Below are 26178 nucleotides of genomic sequence, written 5' to 3'. Positions count from 1 at the left end.
TTATGATGTCAGAAATTTTACAAGTTCATCGAACGATAACTTATTCTGATTTCCGGTTTTCATTTCTTTAAGTTCGACAGTGTTCGTTTTGATTTCTTCCTCGCCAATCACTATTACAAAATCAGCTTCCTGGCGGTCGGCTTCACGCATTTGTGCTTTTAAACTGCGGCGCAGCCAATCAATTTCGCATGCAATGCCGGCTCGACGCATTCGCGTTGCCTCGTGCAGTACTTTTTTATAAGATAACTCATCCGCTGCTGCAATAAACAATTTTGGATGTTGTGTATTTGGTTTCAAGCTTTCACGTTTTTCCAAAACCATTAATAGTCGTTCCATACCCGCAGCGAAACCGACTGCCGGTGTCGATTTTCCACCTAACTCTTTCACGAGCAGATCATATCTTCCTCCGCCGACGAGAGCATTTTGCGAACCGAGTTCATTGCTGGTTATTTCGTAAGCGGTCTTTGTGTAATAATCCAAACCGCGAACAATTCTTCCATCTACTTCGTATTGAATACCTAAAACGTTCAATGCTTCCTGCAATTTTTCAAAATGATTTTTACATTCATCGCAGAGAGAGTGCATCATCAGCGGCGCATCCTGTGTAAGAACTTTATCGATCTCATCTTTCGAGTCTAATATACGCATCGGATTTGTTTCCAAACGTTTCTGGCTCTCGATACTGAGTTTGGCGAAAACTTTTTTTAAGTGTTCCTTTAATTTTTCTTTATACTCGTTTCTGCAAATGGGGCATCCGACAGAATTAATTTTTACCTGAAATTCCTGAATGCCAAACTTTGTGTAAATAGCCGCCGATAGTGCGATTATCTCAGCATCAATTTCAGGATTGGAGCCGCCGATTGCCTCGGCACCGAATTGATGAAATTGCCGTAACCTGCCTGCTTGGGGTCGCTCTTGCCGAAAAGCCGGGCTGATGTAATACACTTTTGTAAGTGGCAGCTTCTCACCCAAATTGTGTTGGATGTAAGCACGAATAACCGAAGCGGTCATTTCCGGTTTTAGTGTTAAACTATCGCCGCTGCGGTCGGTGAACGAATACATTTCTTTCCCGACTATATCAGTCAACTCACCTATGCTTCGTGCAAAGAGGGATGTTTCTTCAAAAACGGGAGTTCTGATTTCTTTGTAATTGAACAACTCCATTGTTGCGCGAATATTTTTTTCGACTAATTGCCAAAGGTGAGTTTCATCTGGTAGAATATCCTTCGTACCTTTTATTGATTTGAATTTCAAGTGAATGCCTAAATTATTTCTCGATTAGATGTCAAAGTAAGACGACTCTTCTGTTTTGAAGGCATCGATTACTTCTGCAGGATTGGATAAATTAAGAAGTCTCTGACGGAATTCTTCTTTGTTCATTAAACGCGAAATGCGGCTTAAAAGTTTAATGTGGGGTCCAACCATATTATCGCGGGCTACTAATAAAAACACCAACCGAACGGGTTTTTCATCGAGCGATTGATAATCTATCGGTTTAGCCGTAATCCCGAAAGCTGCAATAATATCGGATACGGCATCGGTTTTACCGTGCGGAATTGCGAATCCGTTGCCAACACCGGTGGACATAATTTTCTCCCGTTCAAAAATACATGACCGCACTTTTTCTTTTTCCAATATTTTCGTGGAAGCATTTGAAGCTATAAGTAAATCTATCATCTCGTTGATGATTTCTTCTTTTGTATTTCCAATAAGATTTGTTTTTACAAGGTTTTCATTTAAGATATCGATTATTTTCATCCGTATTTCCTTCTAAGTTTGAAATATTTTTCCTACATGTCGCGCCATTCGATTACTTTTTGCATATACTCATCCGCCAACCGAATTGCCGCTTCTTCGGTGTGGGCTTCAGTGCGTATGTGGAAAAATGGCCTTTCTCTATCCGGTATTATTTGAGCGGAGATATTTTCATCATGTGAGGAATTGAATTTTATTTTTACCCCATCCACAAGTTCCCTGTCAGCATTTTCTGTCGCTTTATTTAAGTGTCGCATAACCTTACCTTTGCAGTCCCACGGACACATTACATCGCGTTTAACGCTGTAATATTTAATAATTTTTTTATCGAGTGATCCGAATTTTTCACCGCTAACTGCTAACAATTCAATTATTTTCGCAGCTGAGTACATTGCGTCGGAAGCGAAGAAAAATTCCGTAAATATGAAACCACCCTTTGTTCCACCTACAAATGCAACCGATTTATCGGACGCAGCTTCCATCATTGCAAGGTGCGAATTTTTTGCTTTTGTAATTGAACAATCTTTACTCAGCACATCAATCTCTGACGGCGCAACTATAGGAACGGCTATTCGTCTGGTATTCGGATAAACATCCAGGAATAATTTAATCACCATAGTCAATAAGCGTTCACTGTCGAGAATATTTCCGAGTTCATCAATAATGGTAATTCGTTCCGATCCTGCATCTATCATAATACCAAGGTCGTATTTTAAGGAAGTAACTATATGAGCAAGCTGCTTAAGCGATTCGGAAATCTCTAATTCGTCGCGTGTCAACTTGTTCGGATCGAGGTGAGAATTCAAGGCAACTGATTGAATGTTAAAAGAACCCAAAAGCGTTGGGAAAATAGTCGAGGCAACTCCGTATGAATAATCCAATACAATATTGAATTTAGCTTTCTTGATTGCTTCGAGATTTAAAGACGACAAAAACTTCTGGCGATAAACTTCGTTTGTCCTTTCAGAAAAATGGATACTACCCACCTTGTTAGCAGGTGCACGCAGATAATCTTCTCCGAAGAATATCCGTTCGACTGATTTAGTTTTCCGGATTGGTAAATCTCTTCCGTTGGAATCGAAAAATATTATATCAGTCATCGCTTTGTTGTAAGGAGATTTCCTCACATGAATGCCCGCTGCTTCGTTGCCTGTGCTAAGTTCGTGACGTACGAGCGGAATTGGCATAGCACGCAAATCGTTCACGCTAACGCCAGCAGAAAGTAAACCGCATATCATAGCACGATTCAACATTCGTGAAACATTATCGGAATCGCGGCTTGTTGCTACTATTTTTCCAACACCTAAATATGTACCTAATGCAGCGCCGAGCCGGGCGCCGAATTCAGGATTCATCTCGAGGTTCGAAAGTCCTGTTACACGTGCATCCGTGAACAATTCTTTCAGCCACCGGTCTTCTAATACCAAACTACGATTCAGAACAGCAGAATCTTCTACAATCTTTTCGGGCCAGAGTTTAATATTAGCTATCAACTTCGCTTTGTTGCCGATGATACACTTGTCGCTTATAAAAACATTATCGCCGATAATCACCTCATCTTGAATATCGCAATCGAAACCGATCACATCGGCTGAAAGTTCTGAATTTTTTCCTATCTTGGAACCGCTCCAGATTACACTATTTTTGATAATTGAGCCTGCCCCTATCTTGCAATGGTCGCCGATAACAGAATTCGAAATAATAGCATGCTCATCAATCACGGAATTCTTACCAATCAAATTATTTCCTGAAAAATTTTCTGGAGCAGTTTTAATAACAGTTTTTTCGCCGGACACAAAATTTTTATTTTGCGTACCGTCGGTTTTAACTTTAACTTTTCCATTCAGGAAATCCAAATGTGCTTCTTGATAATCATAAAGATTTCCGATATCCCGCCAGTAACAATCGGCAATGTATCCGTAAAGATCCATTTTTTGTTCGAGCATTAAAGGGAACAAATCCTTGCTGAAGTCGAATTCCTCACGATATGGGATAAGCTTTAGTACTTCGGGCTCTAAAATATAAATACCTGTATTTATTGTATCTGAAAAAACTTCGCCCCATGTAGGTTTTTCGAGGAAACGGGAAATCCTTCCGTCATCCTCAGTAATTACAACACCAAATTGCAGCGGATTGTTAGCGTGTGTTAATACAAGCGTTGCCTTGGCTTTTTTTGAATTATGAAATTCAATTGCTTGAGTTAAATCGACATCTGTTAAAACGTCGCCGCTGATAATCAGTATTTTATCGTTCGAAATTCCCAACGACACGACCGCATTTTTAACGCTGCCGGCAGTTCCGTAGTCGGCTTCTGCCCGTACGTAACTCATCGTTACACCATATTTTTCACCGTTCCCGAAATAACTTGAGATAACCTCCGGTTGGTAAAATAGCGAAGAAATAATATTATCTATGTTGTGGTTTTTTAACAAGCTGACGATATGCTGCATCATCGGCTTATTTACAATTGGAACCATTGGCTTAGGTATATTTGCTGTTAGAGGCCTGAGTCGTGTCCCAAAACCCCCTGCCATTATGATAGCTTTCATATAACTCGCTCTTTAGCTATTTAATTTTTGGTGAATTTATTGAAAATTTAATAAAATTTAGGCTACATTGCAATAAAAATATTATTTAGGGTGTGATTTCGTATCGTTTGATTTTTAAGTAGAGAGCTTTCTGGCTGATTTTCAGAACTTCAGCAGTTTTGGTCCTATTCCCTTTCATCATCTTTAAAACGTTTTCGATGTGAATTTTTTCGACTTCATCGATAGAGAGAGTTTGATGATTAAAATTTTTATTTATACCAACAACTTCAGTGTGTGGCGCGATGGAATTTTGTCTGCCTCCAATATGCATCTTTAAATCTGTCGGTTGGATAATATAATCCGGAGATAGTAAGACGGCTCCTTCGATTACATGTTCTAACTCTCTCACGTTACCGGGCCAAGTGTAATTCATCAGGACTTCACGGGCTTCGGGGCTGATAATTTTTGGTTCTTTAACTTTTGCTTTTTTCTTCAGAAAATATTCGATCAGAAGCGGAATGTCCTCGATCCGATCACGTAATAACGGGATGTGTAATGTAACAACGTTCAAACGGTAGAGCAAGTCTTCACGAAATTTTCCGTTACGAACTTCTTCGTGTAAATCTTTATTGGTTGCCGATATCACTCTTACATCAACATGAATTTCGTGTGTTCCTCCAACTCTCCTGAAATTACCTGTTTCTAAAAAACGTAGAAGCTTGGGTTGAATTTGCATACTGATATCTCCTGTTTCATCGAGGAATAGCGTTCCGCCATTGGCTACTTCTACCAAGCCCTGCTTTACAGCGTATGCATTTGTAAATGCGCCTTTCTCGTAACCGAACAATTCGCTCTCCAGCAGTGTATCCGGAATTGAAGCACTATTGACTGCCACGAAGGGATAATCTTTTCGCGGACTACTCTTGTGAATCAAATGGGCAACTAATTCTTTTCCCGTTCCGCTGGCTCCCTCGATCAACACGAACGAATCGCTGTCGGCGATTCTTCGCGCATCATCAAGAACCTGTAAGAAAGCCGGGCTTTTTCCAATAATTTCGGCACTCGAAGTTTTGGAAAGCTCATTTTCCAACAGTTTACTTTTTATTAATAGTTTTTTCCTTTCGATGGCTCGTTCGAGTACATTCAGAAGTTCATCAATGTCGTAAGGTTTCCCGATGAAATCGTAGGCACCAAGTTTCATAGTTTGGACAACTGTTTTTACATCGCCATAACGGGATAAAATTATAACTTGCGAGTCCGGCGACTTTTCCTGTATAAATTGCAAAACCTCGAATCCACCCACACGAGGTAACTTTATATCAAGGAGGATAACATCATAAAGATTGTTTTGAATTAAATTGATAGCCTCCACACCATCAAATGCGAGGTCAACTATATAGCGGTTAGTTTCCTGTAGTTCGGACTGAAGAAGATTACTTAATTGAATCTCATCGTCAACGATAAGAATCTTATCTCGTTGAACCATTTACTCACTTAATACTCTTTCGATGGTGGTTAGTAAATCGACCAGGTCATAAGGTTTACTAACAAAATCTTCTGCTCCCAATTTTTTTGATTCGATTGCATTCTTAAGGTCGGCAAAACCTGTCAACATAATAATTTTTAAATCTTTGTGGTTTTGTTTGATATACTTTAAAACCTCGAAACCATCCATATTGGGCATCTTAATATCCAACAGAACCAGATCAAAATTATTTTGCTTAATAGCGTCTAAGGCGAGTAACCCGTCGGCTGCTGTTTCAACTTCATAACCTTCACCTTTTAACTCCTGACTGAGAACTGTACGAAGTGTATCTTCATCGTCAACTACTAAAATTTTACTTTTTTCTGACATGTTAAGCTCCTAATTTATATTACTTGAATTTACGAATTAAATTCGACCTTCTTTTAACTCATGTTCTTTACGTTAGTAAGTTAAGAAAATGATTTAATAAAATCAACTCTTATAGCAATTAAAAAAAAATACTTGTAAATTATGATAACAAATACTATAATAATTCAAAAAATAGGTAAAATGATGGATTTCGATACAATCAACATACTACTGATTGACGATGACGCGGCTTATGTTAGTGTAGCAAGGCATCTTTTAAATAAATTCCCCGGTAGGAGATTCAATTTAATTTGGAAGGAAAATGGTCAGAAAGCAGTTGCTGAACTAAAAACCAACCCGAACATCCAATTAATTTTGGTAGATTATTATCTTCCCGATCAAAACGGTTTAGAGATTGTAAAAGAAATTTCCGAACAAGGTATATCGGTACCCATAATATTTTTAACTACTCACAAAAATTTCAAATTAGCTATTGAAGCTATGAGGTATAACGTTGAAGATTATCTCATCAAAGACGAAGCTGTTGATACTTTATTGCCGCGTGCAATAATAACTGTTTTGGAACGGGTTAAAATAAAAAGACAAATTGAAACTGCCGAAAAGACAAAAATGATTTCTGAGAAAAGAGCGGAGGCTATCCGTGAACTCATTGTTACTATCTGTCACGAATTCAATAACCCGCTGGCAGCAATCAGAATAAGCACCGATATTATTTCGCGCCAGAAGCTAACCGCTGAATCTGAAAAAATTTTGCAAGAATTGATTACAAACTTGAAAATAATTGAAAAGGAAATCTTAACATTACGTGATATCGATGTTTCCGAAGCCTTAAAGTAACTTGCATTTATAAACGGATATTTCTATATTAAAACAGTTATGATAATGCGTGTTCAAACATTTTCTCTTAAAATTGAAAGAATTTTTCCGACTCTCGAGGGTATCAAAAAGAACAATACCCTCAACTCAAAAATCTTTACAAACGAAAAAAATAACATAAAGAGTTTCTAAAAAAGTCCTGCTGATAAATCAGGACTTTTTTTATTCCAGAATGACGATTAAAGAAATAAATAGCCTAATATCTGAATGGGCACCCAAAGAATTAGCATGGGAAAGAGACAACATTGGTTTGCAGGTTGGCAGTTACGAAAAACCTGTTCATAAAATTTTAGCTGCATTAGATGTTACAATCGATGTAGTTGACGAGTGTATATCCAAGAACATTGATTTACTCATCGTTCATCATCCGCTGATATTCAATCCAATTAAATCCATTAATTCTAATGATAGAATCGGACAATTAATATTTAAACTAATCGAAAACCGGATTTCGGTAATCGCCGCTCATACAAATTTAGATTTTACTAAATATGGTGTAAGCTATACACTTGCTCAAAAGTTGGAATTAAAAAACATCAAAATTTTGAAGCCGACAGAATCGCATTTCAAAAAAATAGCAGTGTTTGTTCCGTCCGATTACACCGAAAAAGTTGCTGAGAGTATGGCAAACGCCGGCGCTGGCGTCATTGGAAATTACGATTATTGCTCTTTCCGCACTTCTGGAATCGGCACATTCAAAGGGGGCAAGGAGACCAAACCATTTATCGGCTCTCCCGGAGAGTTCGAAAAGGTGGAAGAAATAAAATTGGAGATGATTGTACCAAATTGGAAATTATCCGATGTTACGAGTGCCCTACGTCGTTCGCATCCTTACGAAGAACCCGCTTTCGATATCTATCCTTTGGAAATCGTATCGGAATATTATGGTGCCGGGGCAATCGGAACTTTTGAAGAAGCATTAACTCAAAAAAAATTTTTGCAACATGCAAAAGAAAAATTAAATGCCGAAAACATTAAATACGTCGAAGGCAGTCAGGACAAAATAAAAACTGTAGCTGTTTGCGGTGGTTCAGGAAGCAACTTAATTCCCGATGCGATAGCTGCTAAAGCCGATGCATTTGTTACCGGCGATGTGGGATACCATTCATTCATTGAAGCTAATGGAATAATTCTACTTGTCGATGCCGGACATTTCGAAACCGAAGTAGCAATTGTCGATTCTATTGTGAATTATTTAAAAAACAAGTTTATCTCGCTGAAGGAAAATATTCAGATTTCAGCGACAACGCAGATAAAAAATCCAATTCAAAACATATAAAATATTTTGGAGAAATTATTGGAAACAAAATTACGTTTTCTATACGCACTACAACAGGTCGATTCTCAGCTCGATGAGCTTGAAGATTTTAAAGGCGAACTTCCGGCGATAGTGAATCAGCTTACTGAAGCAGTAAACTCACTAAAAACAAAGATTACAGAACTGGAAGCAGAAATTAAGAACAACAAGAAAAAAAGTGATGAGGGGGATGTTGAGCAAATAAGCTTATCCGAAAAAATCACAAAATACAAAAAACAGCAGTACGAAGTAAAAACCAATAAACAATATGATGCACTGACTCACGAAATTGAAAATTCAGAAAAAAAAATTGAACAACTGACAAATGACATCATAATTTTCGAGGGTAATATCAAGAATGGAAAAGAGGATCTCGAAAAACTCAGAGAAGAACTTAAAACTGCTGAAGAGGAATTAGAAGAAAAACAAGCCGAGCTGGATGTTATCATAAAAGAGAACGAAGAAGAAGAATTAAAAGTACAACACGAGCGCGAAAAGTTAGTAGCACGTGTAAATAAACAAGATTTAGCGACTTACAGTCGTATCCGGAAAGCAAAAAACGGATTAGCAGTGGTTTCTGTTAAACGTAATGCATGCGGCGGATGCTATAATAGTTTACCGCCTCAGAAAATTCAGGAACTGCGGCAAAACACAAACATGTTTACTTGTGAACGTTGCGGCAGAATATTAGTTTCCGATACAATAGTTGAAGGAAGTAAAAACCTTTTATGAAAATTAATGCCTTCATCGACGGAGCCTCGCGTGGTAACCCGGGCGAAAGTGGTATCGGCGTTTTATTGATAGACGAAGCAGGCAATACACTTGCTTCGATTAATGGATATATTGGCAAGGCAACAAATAATATTGCCGAATACACTGCTTTGATCGCATGCCTGAAAAAAGCGAAAGATTTAAATTGTACCAAGATTACAATCCATTCGGACAGCGAACTATTAGTCCGACAGATGAACAGGCAATATCGAGTTAGGAATGAAGGTATAAAAGAGATATTTGAACGCGTGCAGTGCGTTTTACGATCCGCCAAAGGCGGATTTAAGTGCGAGATAAAACATATTAAGCGTGAACTAAACCGCGATGCTGACCTTCTTGCTAATGCTGGAATTGACAGCAAGCAACCTATAAAAATTTAATTAACATAATCCGCCTTTGGCGGATTGGTAGATAGTAGAGTAGGACGACGAACGTAAATCGTGCAATCGCTCCGCAACTTGTTGCGGAGAGGAAAGTCCGAACTCCGCAGGACAGGACACCTTGTGAAAACGAGGGTGCTGTAGCCGAAAGGTTACTGCAACGGAAAGTGCCACAGAAAAAATACCGCTCCGTTCCGTCAATTTATTGACCGAATGGAGTAAGGGTGAAAAGGCGAGTTAAGAGCTCACCGCTTCGTCAGTAATGGCGGAGGTCCCGAAAGGGATGGCGCTTCTGGCGCCACACGGCAAACCCTATCCGGAGCAAGACCATGTAAGTCCCGCTTTTCCGTTTTGGCGGAATGAAGAGTTGTCCGTTCAACTTCCTCTCTTTGGAGGGGAAAGCAGGATGGGTAAGTCGCATTAGAGAAATGATTGCAGCCCCGTTCCTCCGCTTCTTGCGGGGTAACGGGAAACAAAATTCGGCTTATAGATTTACGTTTTGTCGTCGTTTCTACTTCTTCTCCAATTTAACTTTTAAAGAATGCATAATATATATGATAAGAGAATACCGATGGACTTTAACGAACGAACCTCAAATTGAAAAAATTGAAAAGCTTTCAAAAGATATAAATGTTCCTAATGTTATTGCAAAAATATTAGTCAATCGTGGAATTGAGGATTACGATTCAGCAAAGCAGTATTTTAGACCTAAATTTGAGCACTTGCACGATCCGTTTCTGATGAGTGGAATGGATAAAGCCGTGAGTCGAATTCTTACTGCTCTCGACACAAAAGAAAAAATTATGATATACGGCGATTACGATGTAGATGGTACCAGCGGCATTGCAATGCTCTATCTATTCTTCAAAAAATTTAATGATCATACGTACTATCATGTTCCTGACCGTGTGAAAGAAGGATATGGCATATCGAATTATGGAATAGATTTAGCAAAAAATCACGGCGCCACACTGTTAATCGCTATCGATTGTGGAATCACTGCCAACGAACAAGTGGACTATGCCAATTCATTAGGCATCGATGTAATAATTGCCGACCACCATGAACCAAACGCTGAAATTCCAAAAGCTTATGCTGTTCTCGACCCGCTGCTGCCAAACTGTAACTACCCTTTTAAATCGCTGTGCGGTTGTGGAGTTGGATTCAAACTTATCCAAGCTGTGGGACAAAAAATTGGACAGGAAGATTTTGCTTTTTCATTTATCGACTTTGTTACGTTGGCAACAACTGCCGACATCGTTCCGCTTGTCGGCGAGAACCGTACGATTGTAAAATTGGGACTACAGAAAATTAATGAAAATCCGAGACCCGGGATAAGGGCACTTATGGATAATTCCGGAATTAAGTCGGAGGAATTAAGCTCATCTCAAATTGTATTCATACTCGCACCACGTATCAATGCTGTCGGACGTCTCGGCGATGCAGGCAGGGCTGTAGAATTGTTAATCAGCCACGACTATCAAGATGCTTTAAAAATAGCTAAAGTTTTAGAAACAGAAAATCAAAATCGAAGAAAAATTGACGAAGATACTTTCGCCAACGCCCAACAACTTGTTGAAAATTACGTAAATGAGGACAACGATTTATCAATTATTTTACATCAAGAAGATTGGCATCCGGGTGTGATAGGTATTGTTGCTTCACGTTTAGTCGAAAAATATTACTTACCCACAATTATGATGACCACTATCGATGGAGTTGCAAAAGGCTCAGCCCGAAGCATAGCTGGTTTCGATATTTATCAGGCATTAAAGCGGGTTGAAGATACGATATTGCAATTTGGCGGACACAAGTATGCTGCAGGTGTTTCGGTTGAGTTGGAAAGGCTCGATGAATTTAAGCTTGCCTTCAACGTAACAGTTAAAGAATTACTCAGCGAAGAACTACTTAAACCTGAAATCAAGGTTGATTCTGAAATTCAACTTACAGATATTACGCCACGGTTCCAGAAGATATTAAAAGAATTTGCTCCATTCGGACCAGGTAACTTGCGCCCCGTATTTTTGGTTTCAAAAGTTCAAGCCACCGCACCTCTAAAAATTGTTGGAAAAAATCATTTGCGATTAAAAATTAAGCAAAACAATTTGGTCTTCGATGCAATCGGTTTTAACCTCGGTCACCTGAAAGACAAAGTTAATGCATCTATAAGCAGCACAAAGGAAATGGATCTGGTATTTTCAATCAACGAGTCGGATTGGCAAGGTGGCGCACCGGCTGGCGATGCATTTCCACAACTTAAAATAAGAGATTTACGCTGAAATTATTTTTTAAAAGGAGAATAGCGATATGTCAGGACATTCAAAATGGGCAACCATCAAACGCAAAAAAGCTTCCACCGATGCGAAGAGAGGAAAAATTTTTACACAAATTATTAAAGAAATAACTATCGCTGCCAAGATGGGCGGCGGCGACCCAAACGGAAACCCACGGTTACGCTTAGCCGTCGATAAAGCGAAGGCGAGTAATATGCCCGCCGATAATATCAAACGCGCAATTATGAAAGGTACAGGCGAGCTCCCCGGTGTTTCATACGAAGACGTTACTTACGAAGCATACGGTGCCGGTGGTGTTGCTTTGATAATCGAATCGGTAACTGATAATAAAAACAGAACTGTTTCCGAACTGCGCCATATGTTAGAGCGTAACAACGGTAAATTAGCAACAGCCGGTTCGGTTGCATGGAGCTTCCATCGCAAAGGTGTTATTCAAATTCCAAAATCAAATTACACAGAAGACGATATACTCGCAATTATTTTAGATGCGGGCGCCGATGATTTGAAAGTGGAAGACGAGTTCTACGAAGTTAACACTACTCCCGAAACATTTGAACCTGTTAAAAAAGCTCTCGAAGCAAATAAAATCGCAATAGAATCAGCGGAACTTTCTTTGGTTCCTGAAAATTTAGTAAAGGTCGAAGGTAAAGATGCCGAACAAGTTCTAAAACTAATGGACGCTTTAGAAGAAAACGAAGATGTTCAGAATGTTTATCCTAATTTCGATATAGACGAAAAGGTTTTGGCTAACTATCAAGCTTAACCAAACAGGTTTCGATGAAAACCGTAAAAAATAAACGGATAATTTTAGGAATTGATCCCGGCTCGATGATTACAGGTTTTGGAATCATCGAACTGAACAACGGAAAATTTAGTCTGGTTAAATGCGATGCCATTGTAAATAATAGTAAAACAGATTTACCAATCCGGCTTGGAGTTATATTTCAAACATTAGATAGCGTAATTAAAAAATACAAGCCCGACGAAATAGCAATTGAGACGGCTTTTTATGGAAAGAATGCACAGTCGGCTTTGAAATTGGGTCAAGCACGCGGTGTGGCGATGCTTTCGGCAGTTATCAACAAAATTGCTTTATCAGAATACTCGCCGCGTGAAGTTAAAAAAGCTGTGGTAGGTAACGGCGCCGCTTCAAAAGAACAGGTTCAATATATGGTAAAATCGATTCTGAAACTTCATCCCGACAAAGTCGGGACAAAATATTACGATATTACAGATGCTCTGGCCGTTGCTATCTGCCACTCGTTCCGTTCAGTCAATTCACTCATTATTCCCAAAAAACAATTTCAACAGAACTCTCGAAGATATAAAGACTGGAAAGCTTTTGTAATCGACAACAACAAATCTATAAAACCTAAAAGCTATGTTATCATATCTAACCGGAAAATTAACTTACAAAACTCCAACTGAAATTGTGATAGACGTAAACGGAGTTGGATATAGTTTAAACATATCGCTGACAACATACGAGCAATTAAGTTCGGCTAATGATCAGGTAAAAGTTTTTACATATTTGCACGTCCGCGAAGACGCTTTGCTGTTATTTGGGTTCTCTTCGGAATCGGAACGGGAGATGTTCAAACTTTTAATTTCGGTTTCCGGAATCGGTCCCAAAATCGCACAGGGTATGCTATCAGGAATGACTGCCGATGAATTGAAATCAGCTATACAAACCGGCGACATTGCTGCGTTGACTTCGCTTCAAGGTGTTGGAAGAAAAACAGCCGAACGGTTGCTATTAGAACTCCGCGACAAAATCGGAAAAGCTGAAATAGAACTTCCCTCCTTCCCTGCAACTTCTCCACAAATTAAAACGCGGAACGATGCGCTGAATGCTCTTATATCGCTTGGTTACAATCGCAATACCGCCGAAAATGCAATTCGAGAGGTATTAAAAGAAAATAAAGATTTATCCGTCGAGGAATTAATAAGGCAGGCGCTGAGGCATACTTCGAAGTAAAAACCGATTATTTAGAGAAGGTGAAGCGAAGAAACGGTGTAAGTGAGGAGCGGCGAGAAAGACGAATCGGAAAGGTAATTTATAACTAACCCATTTTATTACAATTTTGTTTTCACCCCATTTTTAATTATATTTTTGCCGATTTTATGCAATTAAAGGAACCCCGTAAGCGGAAAAAAGAAAAATTAACTATCGTAATTGTTCCAGGCAATAAATCTGAAAATGCCAAGAACTTTACTGTCGGAAAATTTAGCTTGCTCCTGATGTCTGTTTCGGCAATTGGATTGATAGCCGTTTTCGTTATCGGTTTACTAATTTATACTCCGTTAGGTCATTTTCTTCCGATAACCGATCCCGAAATCGAGAACAGATACGGCAAACAGATTATTCAGGTACAGGAGAAACTGAATACTTTGATTAATGAAATCGTAGTTCTGCGGCAATACAATTTAAAACTTAGAAAAGCTTTAGGCGAAAAAATAAGCGACTCGGATAGCATATTGGTAGAAAGATATACTGAACCGGCGAACGAACCCAAAATTAATCTAAAAACTGAGCCTGATGTTGAAATCGAAAGAGTGGAAACAACACCGTTGTTCGGTTCCGATGAAAAAATATTTAACCCGCTGCGAATTTCTACACAAGGCGAATTCGGAATGCCCGACCTCCCGCTTACAAAACCGATCGATGGTTTGGTAACGAGAGACTTTAATTTTGAAAACGGACATTTAGGAATTGATATTTCCGGAAAAGAAGGAAGTGCGATATTTGCTTCGGCACCAGGAACAATTATTTTTGCCGACTGGTCTTACGATTATGGAAATATGATTATCCTCGCACACGCAAACGGATTCAGAACTGTTTACAAACACAACCAGCGGCTTTTGAAAACAACCGGCCAAACGGTGCGACGCGGCGAACCAATTGCATTGTTAGGCAATACAGGTAAAGAAAGTACAGGTCCGCATTTGCATTTCGAAATCTGGAAAGACGAAATTGCAATCGACCCGAAAGATTATTTATTGAATTAATTAAAAAAATGAAGGATTAATTAGTTGGCATCAAAAAGTGAAATCTCGAACGAACTTAACTTAATTGGAACTGGAACAATCATCGAAGGCAAGTTGCGAAGCAGAGGAAACATCCGCATAGACGGTAAAGTAATCGGTGAATTATTTGCGAGCGAATTGGTTTCAGTTGGCTCATCCGGCGAAATCGAAGGTTCTGTTTCGGCGAAAAATATTTCAATCGGCGGAAAAATAAAAGGCAGCATCACTGTTCAGGAAAAATTAGTTCTGGAAAACAAAGCAATCGTTAGCGGCGACATCCGAGCAGCAAAGCTCGTTATCGACGAAGGAGCAATATTCGACGGTAACTGCACGATGTCGGGGAGTAAAACTCTCCCGTTGCAACCTGATACAAAAGGGTAATTTTTCGAAAAATGAATTTAAAAGATTTGAACCACTTAGCTAAAGCTTACCGCGAGGCAATGCCCTATTTAGCTATCGGCGTTCAAATGGCAGCTATGGTTATAATTATGTTTTTAGTCGGTAAATGGGCTGACGATAAATTCTCGACACAACCCTGGCTTATGATAGTAGGAATTTTTTTTGGGATCTCAGCCGGATTCTATCATTTCTTTAAGTTTGTTTCGGCTGAATCCAAAAAATCAAATACATCAAATAAAAATGAAAATTGATATATCGTTCTTCAAAAAAATATTTTGGATTTTAATAATTAGTATAGTAATAGCTTCTTATCCACTGGCTGTGTATTCGAACTCGGAAATTATAATTGCCGCAGCTGTCGGTGCAATACTAAGCACAGCAAATATTATTGTCGGATATCTTTCAATCGAATATGCTTTCAACAAATCGATGACCAGATTTTTAAAAACTATTCTCGGTGGAATGGGATTTCGTATGTTCGTGCTGTTGCTTGCTATGTTGTTCGTAATTCAGATTATAAAACTGCATGTATTGGCATTTATTATTTCACTTTTTATTTATTATGTAATTTTTCTTGTCCTCGAAATTTTTTATATTGAACAAAAAGTTAGAGCAAAAACATCGTAAATGAGTTCTGTAATCGACACATTAAAATCTTCGCAACACACAATATCGGCTATGACTGATACAGTTGCGGCACACACTGAACATAAAGAAAATATTTTCGTGGAACTGCTTCATCACACACAAGATGCGCCCTACCTCGAAGTTCCATTCGGATATATTAATCTACCCCACTTCCCTCCTGTCAACCTATTTGGAATTGAAATTGATTTCTCCATAACAAAACATGTTTTCTTTCTCTGGATATCGGCAATAATTGTTTTGTTCATTGCTGTTGCGGCAGCACGAAAAAATACTAAATCAAAAATTCCAAAAGGGATTGGTAATTTTATCGAAGTGTTTGTAGTTTTTATACGCGATGAAATTGTAATGCCCAACATGGGAAAAGAGGGCGTCCGTTATATGCCTTATTTTCTCACAACATTCTTTTTCATTTTAATTATGAACTTGACCGGACTCGTTCCCTACGGTTCAACTTCTACAAGCAACGTAAGTGTAACAGCCGCTCTGGCATTAATCGCATTTGTGATGATACAGGCTTCTGCCATCCGCCAACAAGGTTTCGGTCATTACCTTGCTCATTTAACAGGGGGCGTTCATTGGATACTTTGGCCCATAATGATTCCGATTGAAATCCTCGGACTGTTCACAAAACCATTTGCACTATGTATCCGTTTATTTGCAAATATGACAGGCGGACACATTGTAATAGTTTCGTTGATTGGATTGATATTTATATTCAAGACAATTTGGGTTGCACCAATTCCAATTGCTTTTGCTGTTGGAATATATATTTTAGAATTATTTGTAGCATTCCTGCAAGCTTACATTTTCACAATGCTCACTTCCTTATTTATGGGACTTGGGATGCAGGTAAGTACTGATAAAGAAAATTCACATTAATTAATAAACACTTAACAAAAAATAAAATTGGAGATATAAAATGGAAGCAAACGCATTTGGATATTTAGCAGCCGGAATCGGCGCAGCATTAACAGTGATCGGAGCCGGACTTGGAATCGGAAAGCTTGCAGCAGCAGCAATGGAAGCAAGCGGACGTCAACCGGAAGTCGCCGGTCAAGTTCGAACCTCGATGTTAATTGCTGCAGCTCTTATCGAAGGTGCAACATTTTTTGCTCTTGCAATTTGCATAATCCTTGCTACCAAGTAAGATAAAACTTCGAGAATAAAATGTTAGATATAAATCCCGGATTAATAATCTGGACAATAGTAACTTTTCTGATACTGATGTTTTTGTTGAAGAAGTTAGCATGGAAGCCGCTACTTACAGCTCTCGAAAAGCGAGAGGAACACATCCGAAGCTCGATTGACAGAGCCGAGAAAGCTGCACGCGATGCCGAACATCAAGCTGCTGAAAACAAAAAGCACATAGCCAACGCCGAAGTTAAAGCCTCGAAGCTATTAAAAGAAGGACACGAACTTGGCGAAAAACTGAAAGCTGAAATAGTTGAGAAGGCACATCATCAAGCGCGGCATATGGTCGAATCGGCGAAATTGGAAATCGAGAGAGAAAAAGAAGCCGCACTACTCAAATTGCGAAGCGAAGTTGCCGATTTGGCAATCAACACCGCAAAAAAAATAATTGGCGAAACCCTCGACGATGAAAAACATCGGAAAGTAGTCGATTCATATTTAGATGAACTGCCGAAAAATTAAGCTATGATAGAATCAAAAGCTGCACAACGTTATGCAACGGCTTTTTTACAGATTGCCGTAGAAGAAAATAAAGTAGAGAAACTCTTCTCCGATATTGAAACCCTCGAGAAGTTGTTGAATACTTCGAACGATTTTAAGCTTTTTTTAAAAAGTCCAATCATCAACACCGAAAAGAAGAAAAAGATAATGTTGGATCTTTTCGAAAATAAAGTTGATCCGATTACTATAAAATTTCTTCTACTGTTAACCACTAAAAATCGTGAGGCAATTGTGCCGGCAATCATCAATAGTTTTAAATCACTTTTAGATGAAAGGCGAGGTATAGTGAATGCAGATATATCCGCTGTAGTTGCGTTCAGCAATGAACAAAAAGAGAAAGTTACGAAACGGTTAGAAGGTCTCACAAAAAAGAAAGTTCGAACACATTTCAAAATCGATCCTACTCTTATCGGCGGATTCAAAATACAAATCAATGATACTGTTTACGATGGGAGTATTTTAAATCAGTTCGATATTCTAAAACAGCATTTTAACACTTAAGACGAAAAAAATATAGAGGAATAGAATGGTAGAAATCAGACCCGACGAAGTATCGGCGATATTACGAAAACAACTCTCAAGTTTTGATAAAGAAATCGACACTTATGAAGTCGGAACAGTATTACAAGTCGGCGACGGAATTGCGCGCATTTACGGTTTACAAAACGTAATGGCGAGCGAACTGGTAGAATTCCCGAACGGCGTGTTTGGTATGGTTCTTAATTTAGAGGAAGATAATGTCGGGTGTATTCTTTTCGGTGAAAGCCGGTATATTAAAGAAGGCGACCCTGTAAAACGAACTGGTCGAGTTGCTTCGATGCCTGTTGGTGAAGAAATGTTAGGACGAGTAATCAACCCATTGGGTCAACCGATCGACGGACACGGTCCGATAAAAGCAGATAAATATTTGCCGATCGAACGGAAAGCTTTAGGTGTAATTCAGCGACAACCGGTAAAAGAACCATTGCAAACCGGTATTAAGGCAGTCGATGGAATGATCCCGATAGGCAGAGGTCAGCGGGAACTTATCATCGGCGACCGGCAAACGGGAAAAACAGCTATCGCAGTTGATACTATCATCAATCAAAAATATACACACACCGAAAAAGCTCGCGCATCTGGTGTGAAACCAGTCTTCTGTATTTATGTTGCAGTCGGACAAAAAGGTTCAACAGTAGCTCAAGTTGTCGCTAAATTAGAAGAATCGGGCGCAATGGAATACACAACTGTAATAGCATCGAATGCTAACGAGCCATCGCCGTTGCAGTTCATAGCGCCTTATTCGGGAGCAACGTTAGGCGAATATTTTAGAGACAACGGCCGGCACGCTTTAGTAATCTACGACGACTTATCGAAACACGCACAAGCATACCGGCAAGTGTCGTTACTACTACGCAGGCCCCCAGGACGCGAAGCATATCCAGGCGATGTTTTTTACCTCCACTCACGTTTGTTAGAGCGTGCCTCAAAATTATCCGAAGAGCTTGGCGGCGGTAGTTTAACTGCACTGCCGATTATCGAAACTCAAGCCGGCGACGTATCGGCTTACATTCCCACAAACGTAATATCTATTACCGATGGACAAATTTATTTGGAGCCTGGATTATTCAACTCGGGCGTTCGCCCCGCTATCAACGTAGGTATTTCGGTATCGCGTGTAGGCGGTAACGCTCAGATTAAAGCTATGAAAAAAATTGCTGGCAGACTTCGTCTCGATTTAGCTCAATACCGGGAATTGGAAGCTTTTGCAAAGTTCGGTTCCGATTTAGATAAATCTACACAGGCACAACTACGACGTGGTTCGCGACTCGTTGAACTTCTGAAACAAGGACAGTATAACCCGATGTCTGTTGAAGATGAAATAATTGTAATTTTTGCTGGCACAAACGGCTATTTAGATGAACTTCCGTTAGGACACGTTCAACGATTCGAAAAAGAGTTTTTAGAAACAATGCATCTAAAACATAAAGATTTGTTGAATGAGATTTCAGAAAAGAAAGACCTTACCGAACCGATTACTAATAAACTTCATTCGGTATTAAAAGAATTTTTAGCTTCGTTTAAATTAGGATAAAAGATGCCGACGCTACGTGAAATACGCCGCCGTATAGCTGGTGTTAAAAACACACAGAAGATAACAAAAGCGATGAAAATGGTGGCAGCCGCAAAGTTACGCCGCGCTCAGGATGCTATTATTTCGGCGCGCCCATACGCACGCAAGATAAAAGAACTTCTGCAAAATTTATCAGCTAACAATCAAGATTTTTCAAATCCTTTCTTCGCACAACGTGAAGTCAAAAATGTCATTCTTGTAGTCGTTACCTCCGACAGAGGACTTTGCGGAGCCTTTAGTTCCAATATCATCCGCACTACACGACAGCAGATCAACCGCTATTATTCTGACCCGGGTTGTAATCTGCGTTTGATAACTGTTGGTAAAAAGGGATACGATTATTTTGTAAAAAAAGAGATAAAAATTGAGAGTAAACACATCGGTATATTTTCGCATTTAGATTTTCGGATCGCTAAAAATATCATTACGGAAATTAGCAACAGTTTCTTAAAAGGTAAATGCGATAAAATCGAAGTGATTTACAACGAATTTAAAACCGTAGCTCAGCAACGGATTGTTATCGAACAACTTCTTCCGATTCCTTTAGAATCAATTCAATCAAAGGATAGCAATCCTGCCGATTACATTTACGAACCGTCCAGTAAAAAGATCGTAGATTCGTTGATACCAAAGCATCTTAATTTCCAAATGTGGCGTATTTTATTGGAATCGAATGCAGCCGAGCAAGGATCGCGAATGACCGCTATGGAAAACGCCACAATAAACGCTAACGATTTGATAAGAAATTTACAGTTAGTTTACAACAAAGCCCGTCAGGCATCAATCACGAAAGAGCTGCTTGAAATTGTAGGCGGCGCAGAAGCATTGAAGAAAACGGGATAGCAGCAAACTTAAGATTTAAGTTTTTATTTAAAGGCGATTTTTCTTAACGAAAAGTTGGGTTTTTTTAAACAGATTCGCCACTTAACCATTGAATCATTGTGTAAATGGATAAATTTCCATTTCGTTAACTTGATAATTCCTTTTCCGTTATGTATATTGTATTCGAGGTTATTGAAAGGATCTTCAAAATGGACCGAACAACTTTACAGTTGAAATTATTTCTTTACAGTATGAGTATCCTCTTTTACACTCAGCTAGTCGCTCAAACAACATCCAAAATACAACTTCCTCATACTTTTTATCGTCTTACAGTTAACGATATTAATCGTCTGCCAATTCGTGGGATTGAATCATATCTCCCTCTTTTTCCCGGGATCATAGAAATCAACGGCAACCTGCATTTGCGTGCAAGCCGTGCAAACGATATCACATACTTACTCGACGGTTTTAATGTCACAAACCCTATCAAACACTCGAACAATGTGTCTTTGATTCCCGAAGCAATCGATCAGCTTGAAATACACACCGGGGCATTCGGAGCAAATTACGGATGGACTACAGGCGGGGTTGTTCAAAGCAGAATGCGGACAGGAGGAGATGAATACGAATTTAGCGCGGATATGCGTTCCGATGATTTTGCCAAACCGGGCAATCAGTTTTTTAAAACAAGCTCATACGGTTACCGCAACGTTGTAATGACTGCGGGAGGTCCGTTGCCATACGGAATAAAATTCTTTGTTGCAGGACAGCATAACTTCTGGCGCAACCGGCAGCCGATGTTCTTGGAAGAATTCCGTTTCGATACTTTAAAGGAAGATTCGTGGTCATTTAATTCTGGAAAACCTCTCCCCGGACCGCTTGAATTTCAGAAAAACTATCTATACAATAATTGGAATGAAAACAACACTATACAGGCAAACCTAACCACAAACTATTACAACCTTCACTTCCGGTTAATCGGCTCCTTCGAACACGATCGTACGCCGCAAGGCAGTCAGTGGCCCCACGCCCTCGAAAATTATTACAGGCAAAAACGTAATATGATGCTTACTAATTTCACTTCATTTGTTGGGTTTCAGACATTACACAAAGTTATTCCCGATCTATCGTACCGGATCTCACTCGGTTATTTCAACAAGTCTTCAGAACTTACTGACCCTGATTTTGGAAACAACTGGCAATTATTTACAGACAGCATCGCGAACGCAGAAAATGGATACAATGGATTCAGAAGTCGTTATCGCGGACCATATTCAATTTACACTCTTAATAGTTTTATATTCAACCATCCCGGCACTCCAAACAACAAATACGAAAAATCCAAGAACGAATCATTTCAAGCTTCGATTGAAGCAGATGTAAAAGTTACAGATACGTGGGAGTTGCGTTCAGGAATTGCAAGCGAGTGGTTAGTGCTGCGGAAATATTCAATTGGAAATTTATCTTACTTGATGCAGACTATCTACGGTTACGATGGTAACTCTCCGAGAATATTTAAGGATGAAATGGAACGAAGGTATTGGTTGTTGAGAACTGGAAATATCCATCAATATGGTTACAATGTAGATGGAAAGTTAGTAAATAGCGGATTTGATGCCCCGCGAACACCCTCCTTCAGTTCTGCTTATGTAGAAAATATTTTTCAGGGCATGCGGCATACAATTCACGCAGGACTTCGGTTCGAGCGGTACGATTTGCAGTTACCTTCAATTCCTGATTTAATTAAGATTCATCATCCTGTTTACTACTGGATTGATGAATCCCGTCTCTCGAAAAGTAAACCGATAAATCTTTTTTTACCACGATTTTCATTTATTACACAACTGAACGAACGAACAGATGTATATTTTTCGTTGGGAAAATATGCAAGGTATGTTCCTTTAGATGAGGTGTTAATTTCAACAAGAGATTTGAATCAAATGCTAATTGACGGTCATTCGTATTATGGACTTAAAGGTTCTATTTCAGGTCAGTTTTTACAGCCCGAACATACTATGCACTACGAAGCAGGAATTTCACACCGCTTTAATAAACTGGTAGCTGCCGATGTACGCCTTTACTATAAGTTGCTTTCCAATCAGGCACAGCTTGCCTGGGCAGATTCGACTGTTAATTACCCACGATCGCTCGTGCTTAAAAATGACGGGGGAGGAAAAGCAAGCGGGTTTGAGCTTACATTTCATTTTACACCCGAGTCGCGGTTCGCTGCTCAACTGAATTACTCCTTAACCGATGCCAGCGGGAACAACTCCGATAGCCGTGAGAATTGGAAAACTTTAGCATCCGGGTGGTATAGGGGCCACCCGCAACAGTATCCTCAGAATGCATCTTACCCATTTAGTTACAATCCAACTCATCATGGCTCTTTGATGCTTGAATTCAAGTTTGATGAGCGCGACGGCTGGCTTCTCGATGGTTTACGTTTAATACAGATTGCATCGTTTCACAACGGCAAGCGATATACAAGAGTTGACCCGGTAGGTTATTACGCTTATGGGTCATACAAGCCTGGTGTTGTGTCAATCATTAACCCGCTCTACTCAGTACCAGGTGAAACTCCCAACGCATCTTCAACTCCTTGGTATTTTAATGTTGACCTACGCATCGAGAAAACTTTTTTGAAAAGCCCCGTGCGGGCTTTACTTTCGCTCGACATTCTGAATCTCTTTAACCGGCGGAATGTTTTAAATGTTTATCCGACAACCGGCATACCCACCGATGACGGTTGGTTGAATTCTCTACCTGCCCAGCAATTTATTACAAGTCCGGATTACGAAAAGGCATACCGTATTTTCAATCTACAAAATCGTTGGGCATATATGACTGCAACAGGATTTGATATTTACGGAACTCCTCGTCAAATCCGATTAGGTTTGAGAATCGAGGTATGAAATGAAATCGAACCTACAATTTGTGTCTCTCGCTTTACTCCTTTTTTCAATGGCTGCTGACGGACAACAGTCTGAATTTTTTAACAAATCGAATCCACCATTACCGCTTTCAAAAATTTCAGGCTCTCCTTCCTATCAGATTCTAAACATAAACAACATAACAACCTGGCAGCGGGCAGACGGACAATCGAATCACACACCATTAGGAGAGAACGGATGTATTTTCCCACGCGGCACCGCTTCGGTAATTTATCAAGATGGTATTTTATGGGGAGCAAAAGCTTATCTCGACTCAGCTTATACCATGCCTGATTCAAATCAAGTCGTTCGTGTCGGGGGAACCACCTATTTTTCCGGGACGCGAGCAGGACGAATAATTGGATGGGACACTAATGCTGTGCGTGCGAATGAAAACGACGCCGATGTTAGGGTGTATCGCATCCGCCGGGATTATGCTGAACTTGGACGTAACCCCGACAATTGGGAACTTCTTAAAGATGCCTCTGAATATTTTGAGATTCCAATCGGCATTGTTAGTCAATCTCAAATATTACAAATTTTAAGTTGGTACGCACGTGATTGGCGTGAGTGGCCCGTTCAATACGGAGCGCCATACATTGAACGGAATGGAATTGCTGGCTATCAACCCCCACCTCCGTTCAGTGTGGATTTTACCCACCACAATTTAATATCAGGAAATTACGATGAACCCGGAATTGCAGGTTCCGATCCATCAGCGACTGCTGATCAGGTTATATGGACTGTTTACAATGACCTCGATCGTACCGCAACCATTGGCTTATTTGGTACTGAACCACTCGGACTTGAAATTCAAGTTACACTTTGGGGATACAAATCAACACACCAAATAAACAATGCTTATTTTAAACGGGCGAAAATTATTAATAAAGGAGGCGTGGATATTGGCGGCGGACAGAAAGGATCATTCTGGATTGATAGTTTATTTATCGGTATCTGGTCGGACATTGACATCGGCGACTTTGCAGACGACCTGATTGGATGTGATACATTGCGTCAATCAGCTTTCTGCTACAACAATACTTCGATAGATGCTGAGTTCAAGAGATTCAATTTAATACCACCCGCAGTTGGGTATGCACTACTCTACGGACCATTAGTAGCGGGAAGTCCGACTGATAAGGGTGTTTTTAATTTCCGAAGTATTAATGGAAAAAGAAATCTTGGGATTACTTCATTCTCCCCAAAATATACAGGCAGCAGTTTTGGCGATCCTCCTTTTAGCTACGAAGGAGCGCTACGTTGGTGGAAATGGCTTCGTGGATATCTTCCTGAACCCTCAACTAATCCCGATCGTCTCTATCCTCATCCACCCGGAATGTTGCCGACTAAATTTCCTTTTTCCGGGGATCCAATCAATCGAACAGGTTTCATTGACGGTTTGGGGACGCTCTACTCAGCACCTGCGGGTGATCGAATATTAACACTCAACACTGGGCCGGTAAAGCTTGCACCCGGTGATTCAACTGAAATTGTATATGCCGTAATTGGAGGGCATGCCTACGACCACCTCGCGAGTTTATCGCTTCTGCGTCATTATATAGATATAGCTCGCCATTTAGCAAAAATAAAATTTGCACTACCACGTCCGCCGGAGTCACCGAAGGTACGAGTTATCGAGCTTGACAGGGAAATTATTCTTGAGTGGGGGTCTGACCTCGCAAGTGTTCAGAGAATTGAAAAACAAATTATCGCAGGAGAATATGGATTCGAAGGCTACAACATCTATCAACTCCCATCTGCCAACTCAAAAAAATCGGATGCAACCCGGATTGCAACGTACGACTTGAAAAACAATGTTGGATGGATAACGGACAAGTTTATCGATCCAACTTTTTATTATATTCGGGAAGAGGTTGTACAACGCGGCGAGAATACAAGAATAAAACGCTATATCAGTTTCAAGCAGGATGTATTGGATAAGAACCACCGCCTTAACAACGGACAGGAATATTACTTTGCAGTAACCGCTTATAATTATTCACCGTCGCCTGATGCAATACCGAAAACGATGGAATCGGAAATGATTATTCTGAAAGCTAAACCTCAAATCCCTTTTGGAGTCGGGCTGCAAACAAAACACTACGATAAACTTCCTGTCAAACATATACAAGGACAGAGCGAGGGAAGTATTTCACCTTACGTAATTGACCCGACTTCGGGAACAGGCGATACATACGAGATTCGTTTTGATACAATCAATGGTGGTGTAAAATGGAGTTTATACAATTTAAATTCCAACAGACAAATAATTGCAGACCAATTTGTTGAACCCGATGCAGACCCGCCAATAGTCGAGGGGGGAATTCTCCTCAAAATTAACTATATGGATGTCGATACGATGGTACTTTCAAGATACCACTGGCTTGATGATATTTATCAGTACACAGTACCGGCAATTGATAGTAGTCTTGCTCAGAAAAAAGCGAGCAGCCGCATGGTGAATGTGTTTCCAAATCCGTACTACGCCGGGCACTCGCATACAACGTCCAGCTACAGGGAGTTTGTAACATTTAACAATCTTCCCCCGCGTGCCGTCATTCGCATTTTTAATTTAGCCGGTCATCTTGTGCAAACAATTCACAAATCCGACGCATCGCAATTTGTTGAGTGGAATTTGAGAACAGAAGAAAGTTTGCAGGTAGCAAGCGGAATATATTTATGTTACGTTGAGATGCCGGAAATCGGTGAAACGAAAGTTCTTAAACTCGCTATAATACAACCGGAAATTTTAGAAAGGTAGTTTTAATAAAATTAAAAAAATAATTTG

The 26178-nt window shown here is 39.8% G+C and carries 25 protein-coding genes and 1 other RNA gene; 21 read left to right on the top strand and 5 right to left on the bottom strand.

What is annotated here, in order from left to right:
• The 5 genes from hisS to QME58_00805 form a co-directional block, all read right to left on the bottom strand.
• Positions 1–1254 carry a histidine--tRNA ligase gene (gene hisS, locus QME58_00825; GenBank protein ID MDI6802373.1) on the bottom strand — a complete coding sequence of 418 codons (1254 nt, stop codon included), beginning with the start codon at positions 1252–1254 and terminating at the stop codon, positions 1–3.
• A gap of 24 nt (positions 1255–1278) precedes the next feature.
• Positions 1279–1758, bottom strand: a complete 480-nt coding sequence (locus QME58_00820) for a PTS sugar transporter subunit IIA (protein MDI6802372.1) — start codon at positions 1756–1758, stop codon at positions 1279–1281.
• A 32-nt stretch (positions 1759–1790) separates the two neighbouring features.
• Positions 1791–4304 carry a sugar phosphate nucleotidyltransferase gene (locus tag QME58_00815; GenBank protein MDI6802371.1) on the bottom strand — a complete coding sequence of 838 codons (2514 nt, stop codon included), beginning with the start codon at positions 4302–4304 and terminating at the stop codon, positions 1791–1793.
• 85 nt (positions 4305–4389) lie between these two features.
• Complete coding sequence (locus tag QME58_00810) at positions 4390–5769, bottom strand: sigma-54 dependent transcriptional regulator (protein MDI6802370.1); 1380 nt, start codon at positions 5767–5769, stop codon at positions 4390–4392.
• On the bottom strand, positions 5770–6138 hold the full coding sequence (locus tag QME58_00805) for a response regulator (GenBank protein MDI6802369.1): 369 nt from the start codon (positions 6136–6138) through the stop codon (positions 5770–5772). It abuts the gene before it with no gap.
• Between the two features lie 141 nt (positions 6139–6279).
• Here QME58_00805 and QME58_00800 point away from each other — a divergent pair, with 141 nt between their 5' ends.
• From QME58_00800 to QME58_00700, 21 genes are all read left to right on the top strand, one after another.
• Positions 6280–6975, top strand: coding sequence for a response regulator (locus QME58_00800; protein ID MDI6802368.1), 696 nt, complete (start codon positions 6280–6282; stop codon positions 6973–6975).
• A 211-nt stretch (positions 6976–7186) separates the two neighbouring features.
• Positions 7187–8293 (top strand): Nif3-like dinuclear metal center hexameric protein, encoded by a 1107-nt coding sequence (locus QME58_00795; GenBank protein ID MDI6802367.1) that lies wholly within the window; start codon positions 7187–7189, stop codon positions 8291–8293.
• Positions 8294–8311: 18 nt separating this feature from the next.
• Positions 8312–9043: a C4-type zinc ribbon domain-containing protein gene (locus QME58_00790; protein MDI6802366.1), complete on the top strand. Its 732-nt coding sequence runs from the start codon at positions 8312–8314 to the stop codon at positions 9041–9043.
• Entirely contained in the window at positions 9040–9462 is a 423-nt protein-coding gene (locus tag QME58_00785; protein ID MDI6802365.1) for a ribonuclease HI family protein, read from the top strand. Before QME58_00790 ends, QME58_00785 begins: the two co-directional genes overlap by 4 nt.
• 50 nt (positions 9463–9512) lie before the next feature.
• An RNA gene (gene rnpB, locus QME58_00780) (RNase P RNA component class A) lies at positions 9513–9965 on the top strand.
• 51 nt (positions 9966–10016) lie between these two features.
• Positions 10017–11741 carry a single-stranded-DNA-specific exonuclease RecJ gene (gene recJ / locus QME58_00775; protein ID MDI6802364.1) on the top strand — a complete coding sequence of 575 codons (1725 nt, stop codon included), beginning with the start codon at positions 10017–10019 and terminating at the stop codon, positions 11739–11741.
• A gap of 28 nt (positions 11742–11769) precedes the next feature.
• A complete protein-coding gene (locus QME58_00770) occupies positions 11770–12519 on the top strand; it encodes a YebC/PmpR family DNA-binding transcriptional regulator (protein ID MDI6802363.1) in 750 nt (249 codons plus the stop codon).
• Positions 12520–12533: 14 nt separating this feature from the next.
• Entirely contained in the window at positions 12534–13184 is a 651-nt protein-coding gene (gene ruvC, locus QME58_00765; GenBank protein ID MDI6802362.1) for a crossover junction endodeoxyribonuclease RuvC, read from the top strand.
• Positions 13138–13734, top strand: coding sequence for a Holliday junction branch migration protein RuvA (gene ruvA, locus QME58_00760; protein ID MDI6802361.1), 597 nt, complete (start codon positions 13138–13140; stop codon positions 13732–13734). Before ruvC ends, ruvA begins: the two co-directional genes overlap by 47 nt.
• Positions 13735–13880: 146 nt before the next feature.
• Complete coding sequence (locus tag QME58_00755; protein MDI6802360.1) at positions 13881–14765, top strand: M23 family metallopeptidase; 885 nt, start codon at positions 13881–13883, stop codon at positions 14763–14765.
• A 24-nt stretch (positions 14766–14789) separates the two neighbouring features.
• On the top strand, positions 14790–15164 hold the full coding sequence (locus tag QME58_00750; protein ID MDI6802359.1) for a polymer-forming cytoskeletal protein: 375 nt from the start codon (positions 14790–14792) through the stop codon (positions 15162–15164).
• Positions 15165–15175: 11 nt separating this feature from the next.
• Positions 15176–15433: an AtpZ/AtpI family protein gene (locus QME58_00745; protein ID MDI6802358.1), complete on the top strand. Its 258-nt coding sequence runs from the start codon at positions 15176–15178 to the stop codon at positions 15431–15433.
• Positions 15423–15809: a hypothetical protein gene (locus tag QME58_00740; protein ID MDI6802357.1), complete on the top strand. Its 387-nt coding sequence runs from the start codon at positions 15423–15425 to the stop codon at positions 15807–15809. Before QME58_00745 ends, QME58_00740 begins: the two co-directional genes overlap by 11 nt.
• On the top strand, positions 15810–16709 hold the full coding sequence (gene atpB, locus QME58_00735; GenBank protein MDI6802356.1) for a F0F1 ATP synthase subunit A: 900 nt from the start codon (positions 15810–15812) through the stop codon (positions 16707–16709). It abuts the gene before it with no gap.
• 40 nt (positions 16710–16749) lie between these two features.
• Positions 16750–16977: an ATP synthase F0 subunit C gene (locus QME58_00730; GenBank protein MDI6802355.1), complete on the top strand. Its 228-nt coding sequence runs from the start codon at positions 16750–16752 to the stop codon at positions 16975–16977.
• Between the two features lie 20 nt (positions 16978–16997).
• Positions 16998–17483 carry a F0F1 ATP synthase subunit B gene (atpF, locus tag QME58_00725; GenBank protein MDI6802354.1) on the top strand — a complete coding sequence of 162 codons (486 nt, stop codon included), beginning with the start codon at positions 16998–17000 and terminating at the stop codon, positions 17481–17483.
• A gap of 3 nt (positions 17484–17486) precedes the next feature.
• The gene (gene atpH / locus QME58_00720) at positions 17487–18023 is read left to right on the top strand and encodes an ATP synthase F1 subunit delta (GenBank protein ID MDI6802353.1); all 537 of its coding nucleotides are present in this window, start codon (positions 17487–17489) and stop codon (positions 18021–18023) included.
• Between the two features lie 25 nt (positions 18024–18048).
• The gene (gene atpA / locus QME58_00715; GenBank protein MDI6802352.1) at positions 18049–19596 is read left to right on the top strand and encodes a F0F1 ATP synthase subunit alpha; all 1548 of its coding nucleotides are present in this window, start codon (positions 18049–18051) and stop codon (positions 19594–19596) included.
• A gap of 3 nt (positions 19597–19599) precedes the next feature.
• A complete protein-coding gene (atpG, locus tag QME58_00710) occupies positions 19600–20478 on the top strand; it encodes an ATP synthase F1 subunit gamma (GenBank protein MDI6802351.1) in 879 nt (292 codons plus the stop codon).
• Positions 20479–20666: 188 nt separating this feature from the next.
• Positions 20667–23369 carry a TonB-dependent receptor plug domain-containing protein gene (locus tag QME58_00705; GenBank protein MDI6802350.1) on the top strand — a complete coding sequence of 901 codons (2703 nt, stop codon included), beginning with the start codon at positions 20667–20669 and terminating at the stop codon, positions 23367–23369.
• A gap of 1 nt (position 23370) precedes the next feature.
• Positions 23371–26151: a T9SS type A sorting domain-containing protein gene (locus tag QME58_00700; GenBank protein ID MDI6802349.1), complete on the top strand. Its 2781-nt coding sequence runs from the start codon at positions 23371–23373 to the stop codon at positions 26149–26151.
• Positions 26152–26178 lie beyond the last annotated feature (27 nt).

The organism is Bacteroidota bacterium (genome assembly GCA_030017895.1).
GTDB lineage: Bacteria > Bacteroidota > Ignavibacteria > UBA10030 > BY39 > JASEGV01.
This window is presented reverse-complemented; position numbering and strand designations above follow the sequence as displayed.

Excerpts from the sequence above, each read along its gene's own strand:
- QME58_00700 (MDI6802349.1), top strand. The coding sequence starts at position 23,371 with ATGAAATCGAACCTACAATTTGTGTCTCTCGCTTTACTCCTTTTTTCA.
- QME58_00755 (MDI6802360.1), top strand. The coding sequence starts at position 13,881 with ATGCAATTAAAGGAACCCCGTAAGCGGAAAAAAGAAAAATTAACTATC.
- QME58_00820 (MDI6802372.1), bottom strand. The coding sequence starts at position 1,758 with ATGAAAATAATCGATATCTTAAATGAAAACCTTGTAAAAACAAATCTT.
- atpA (MDI6802352.1), top strand. The coding sequence starts at position 18,049 with ATGGTAGAAATCAGACCCGACGAAGTATCGGCGATATTACGAAAACAA.
- atpF (MDI6802354.1), top strand. The coding sequence starts at position 16,998 with ATGTTAGATATAAATCCCGGATTAATAATCTGGACAATAGTAACTTTT.
- ruvC (MDI6802362.1), top strand. The coding sequence starts at position 12,534 with ATGAAAACCGTAAAAAATAAACGGATAATTTTAGGAATTGATCCCGGC.
- QME58_00795 (MDI6802367.1), top strand. The coding sequence starts at position 7,187 with ATGACGATTAAAGAAATAAATAGCCTAATATCTGAATGGGCACCCAAA.
- QME58_00770 (MDI6802363.1), top strand. The coding sequence starts at position 11,770 with ATGTCAGGACATTCAAAATGGGCAACCATCAAACGCAAAAAAGCTTCC.
- QME58_00805 (MDI6802369.1), bottom strand. The coding sequence starts at position 6,138 with ATGTCAGAAAAAAGTAAAATTTTAGTAGTTGACGATGAAGATACACTT.
- QME58_00745 (MDI6802358.1), top strand. The coding sequence starts at position 15,176 with ATGAATTTAAAAGATTTGAACCACTTAGCTAAAGCTTACCGCGAGGCA.
- atpB (MDI6802356.1), top strand. The coding sequence starts at position 15,810 with ATGAGTTCTGTAATCGACACATTAAAATCTTCGCAACACACAATATCG.
- QME58_00810 (MDI6802370.1), bottom strand. The coding sequence starts at position 5,769 with ATGGTTCAACGAGATAAGATTCTTATCGTTGACGATGAGATTCAATTA.
- QME58_00730 (MDI6802355.1), top strand. The coding sequence starts at position 16,750 with ATGGAAGCAAACGCATTTGGATATTTAGCAGCCGGAATCGGCGCAGCA.
- atpH (MDI6802353.1), top strand. The coding sequence starts at position 17,487 with ATGATAGAATCAAAAGCTGCACAACGTTATGCAACGGCTTTTTTACAG.
- QME58_00705 (MDI6802350.1), top strand. The coding sequence starts at position 20,667 with ATGGACCGAACAACTTTACAGTTGAAATTATTTCTTTACAGTATGAGT.
- atpG (MDI6802351.1), top strand. The coding sequence starts at position 19,600 with ATGCCGACGCTACGTGAAATACGCCGCCGTATAGCTGGTGTTAAAAAC.
- recJ (MDI6802364.1), top strand. The coding sequence starts at position 10,017 with ATGATAAGAGAATACCGATGGACTTTAACGAACGAACCTCAAATTGAA.
- QME58_00785 (MDI6802365.1), top strand. The coding sequence starts at position 9,040 with ATGAAAATTAATGCCTTCATCGACGGAGCCTCGCGTGGTAACCCGGGC.
- QME58_00800 (MDI6802368.1), top strand. The coding sequence starts at position 6,280 with ATGATAACAAATACTATAATAATTCAAAAAATAGGTAAAATGATGGAT.
- QME58_00815 (MDI6802371.1), bottom strand. The coding sequence starts at position 4,304 with ATGAAAGCTATCATAATGGCAGGGGGTTTTGGGACACGACTCAGGCCT.
- QME58_00740 (MDI6802357.1), top strand. The coding sequence starts at position 15,423 with ATGAAAATTGATATATCGTTCTTCAAAAAAATATTTTGGATTTTAATA.
- ruvA (MDI6802361.1), top strand. The coding sequence starts at position 13,138 with ATGTTATCATATCTAACCGGAAAATTAACTTACAAAACTCCAACTGAA.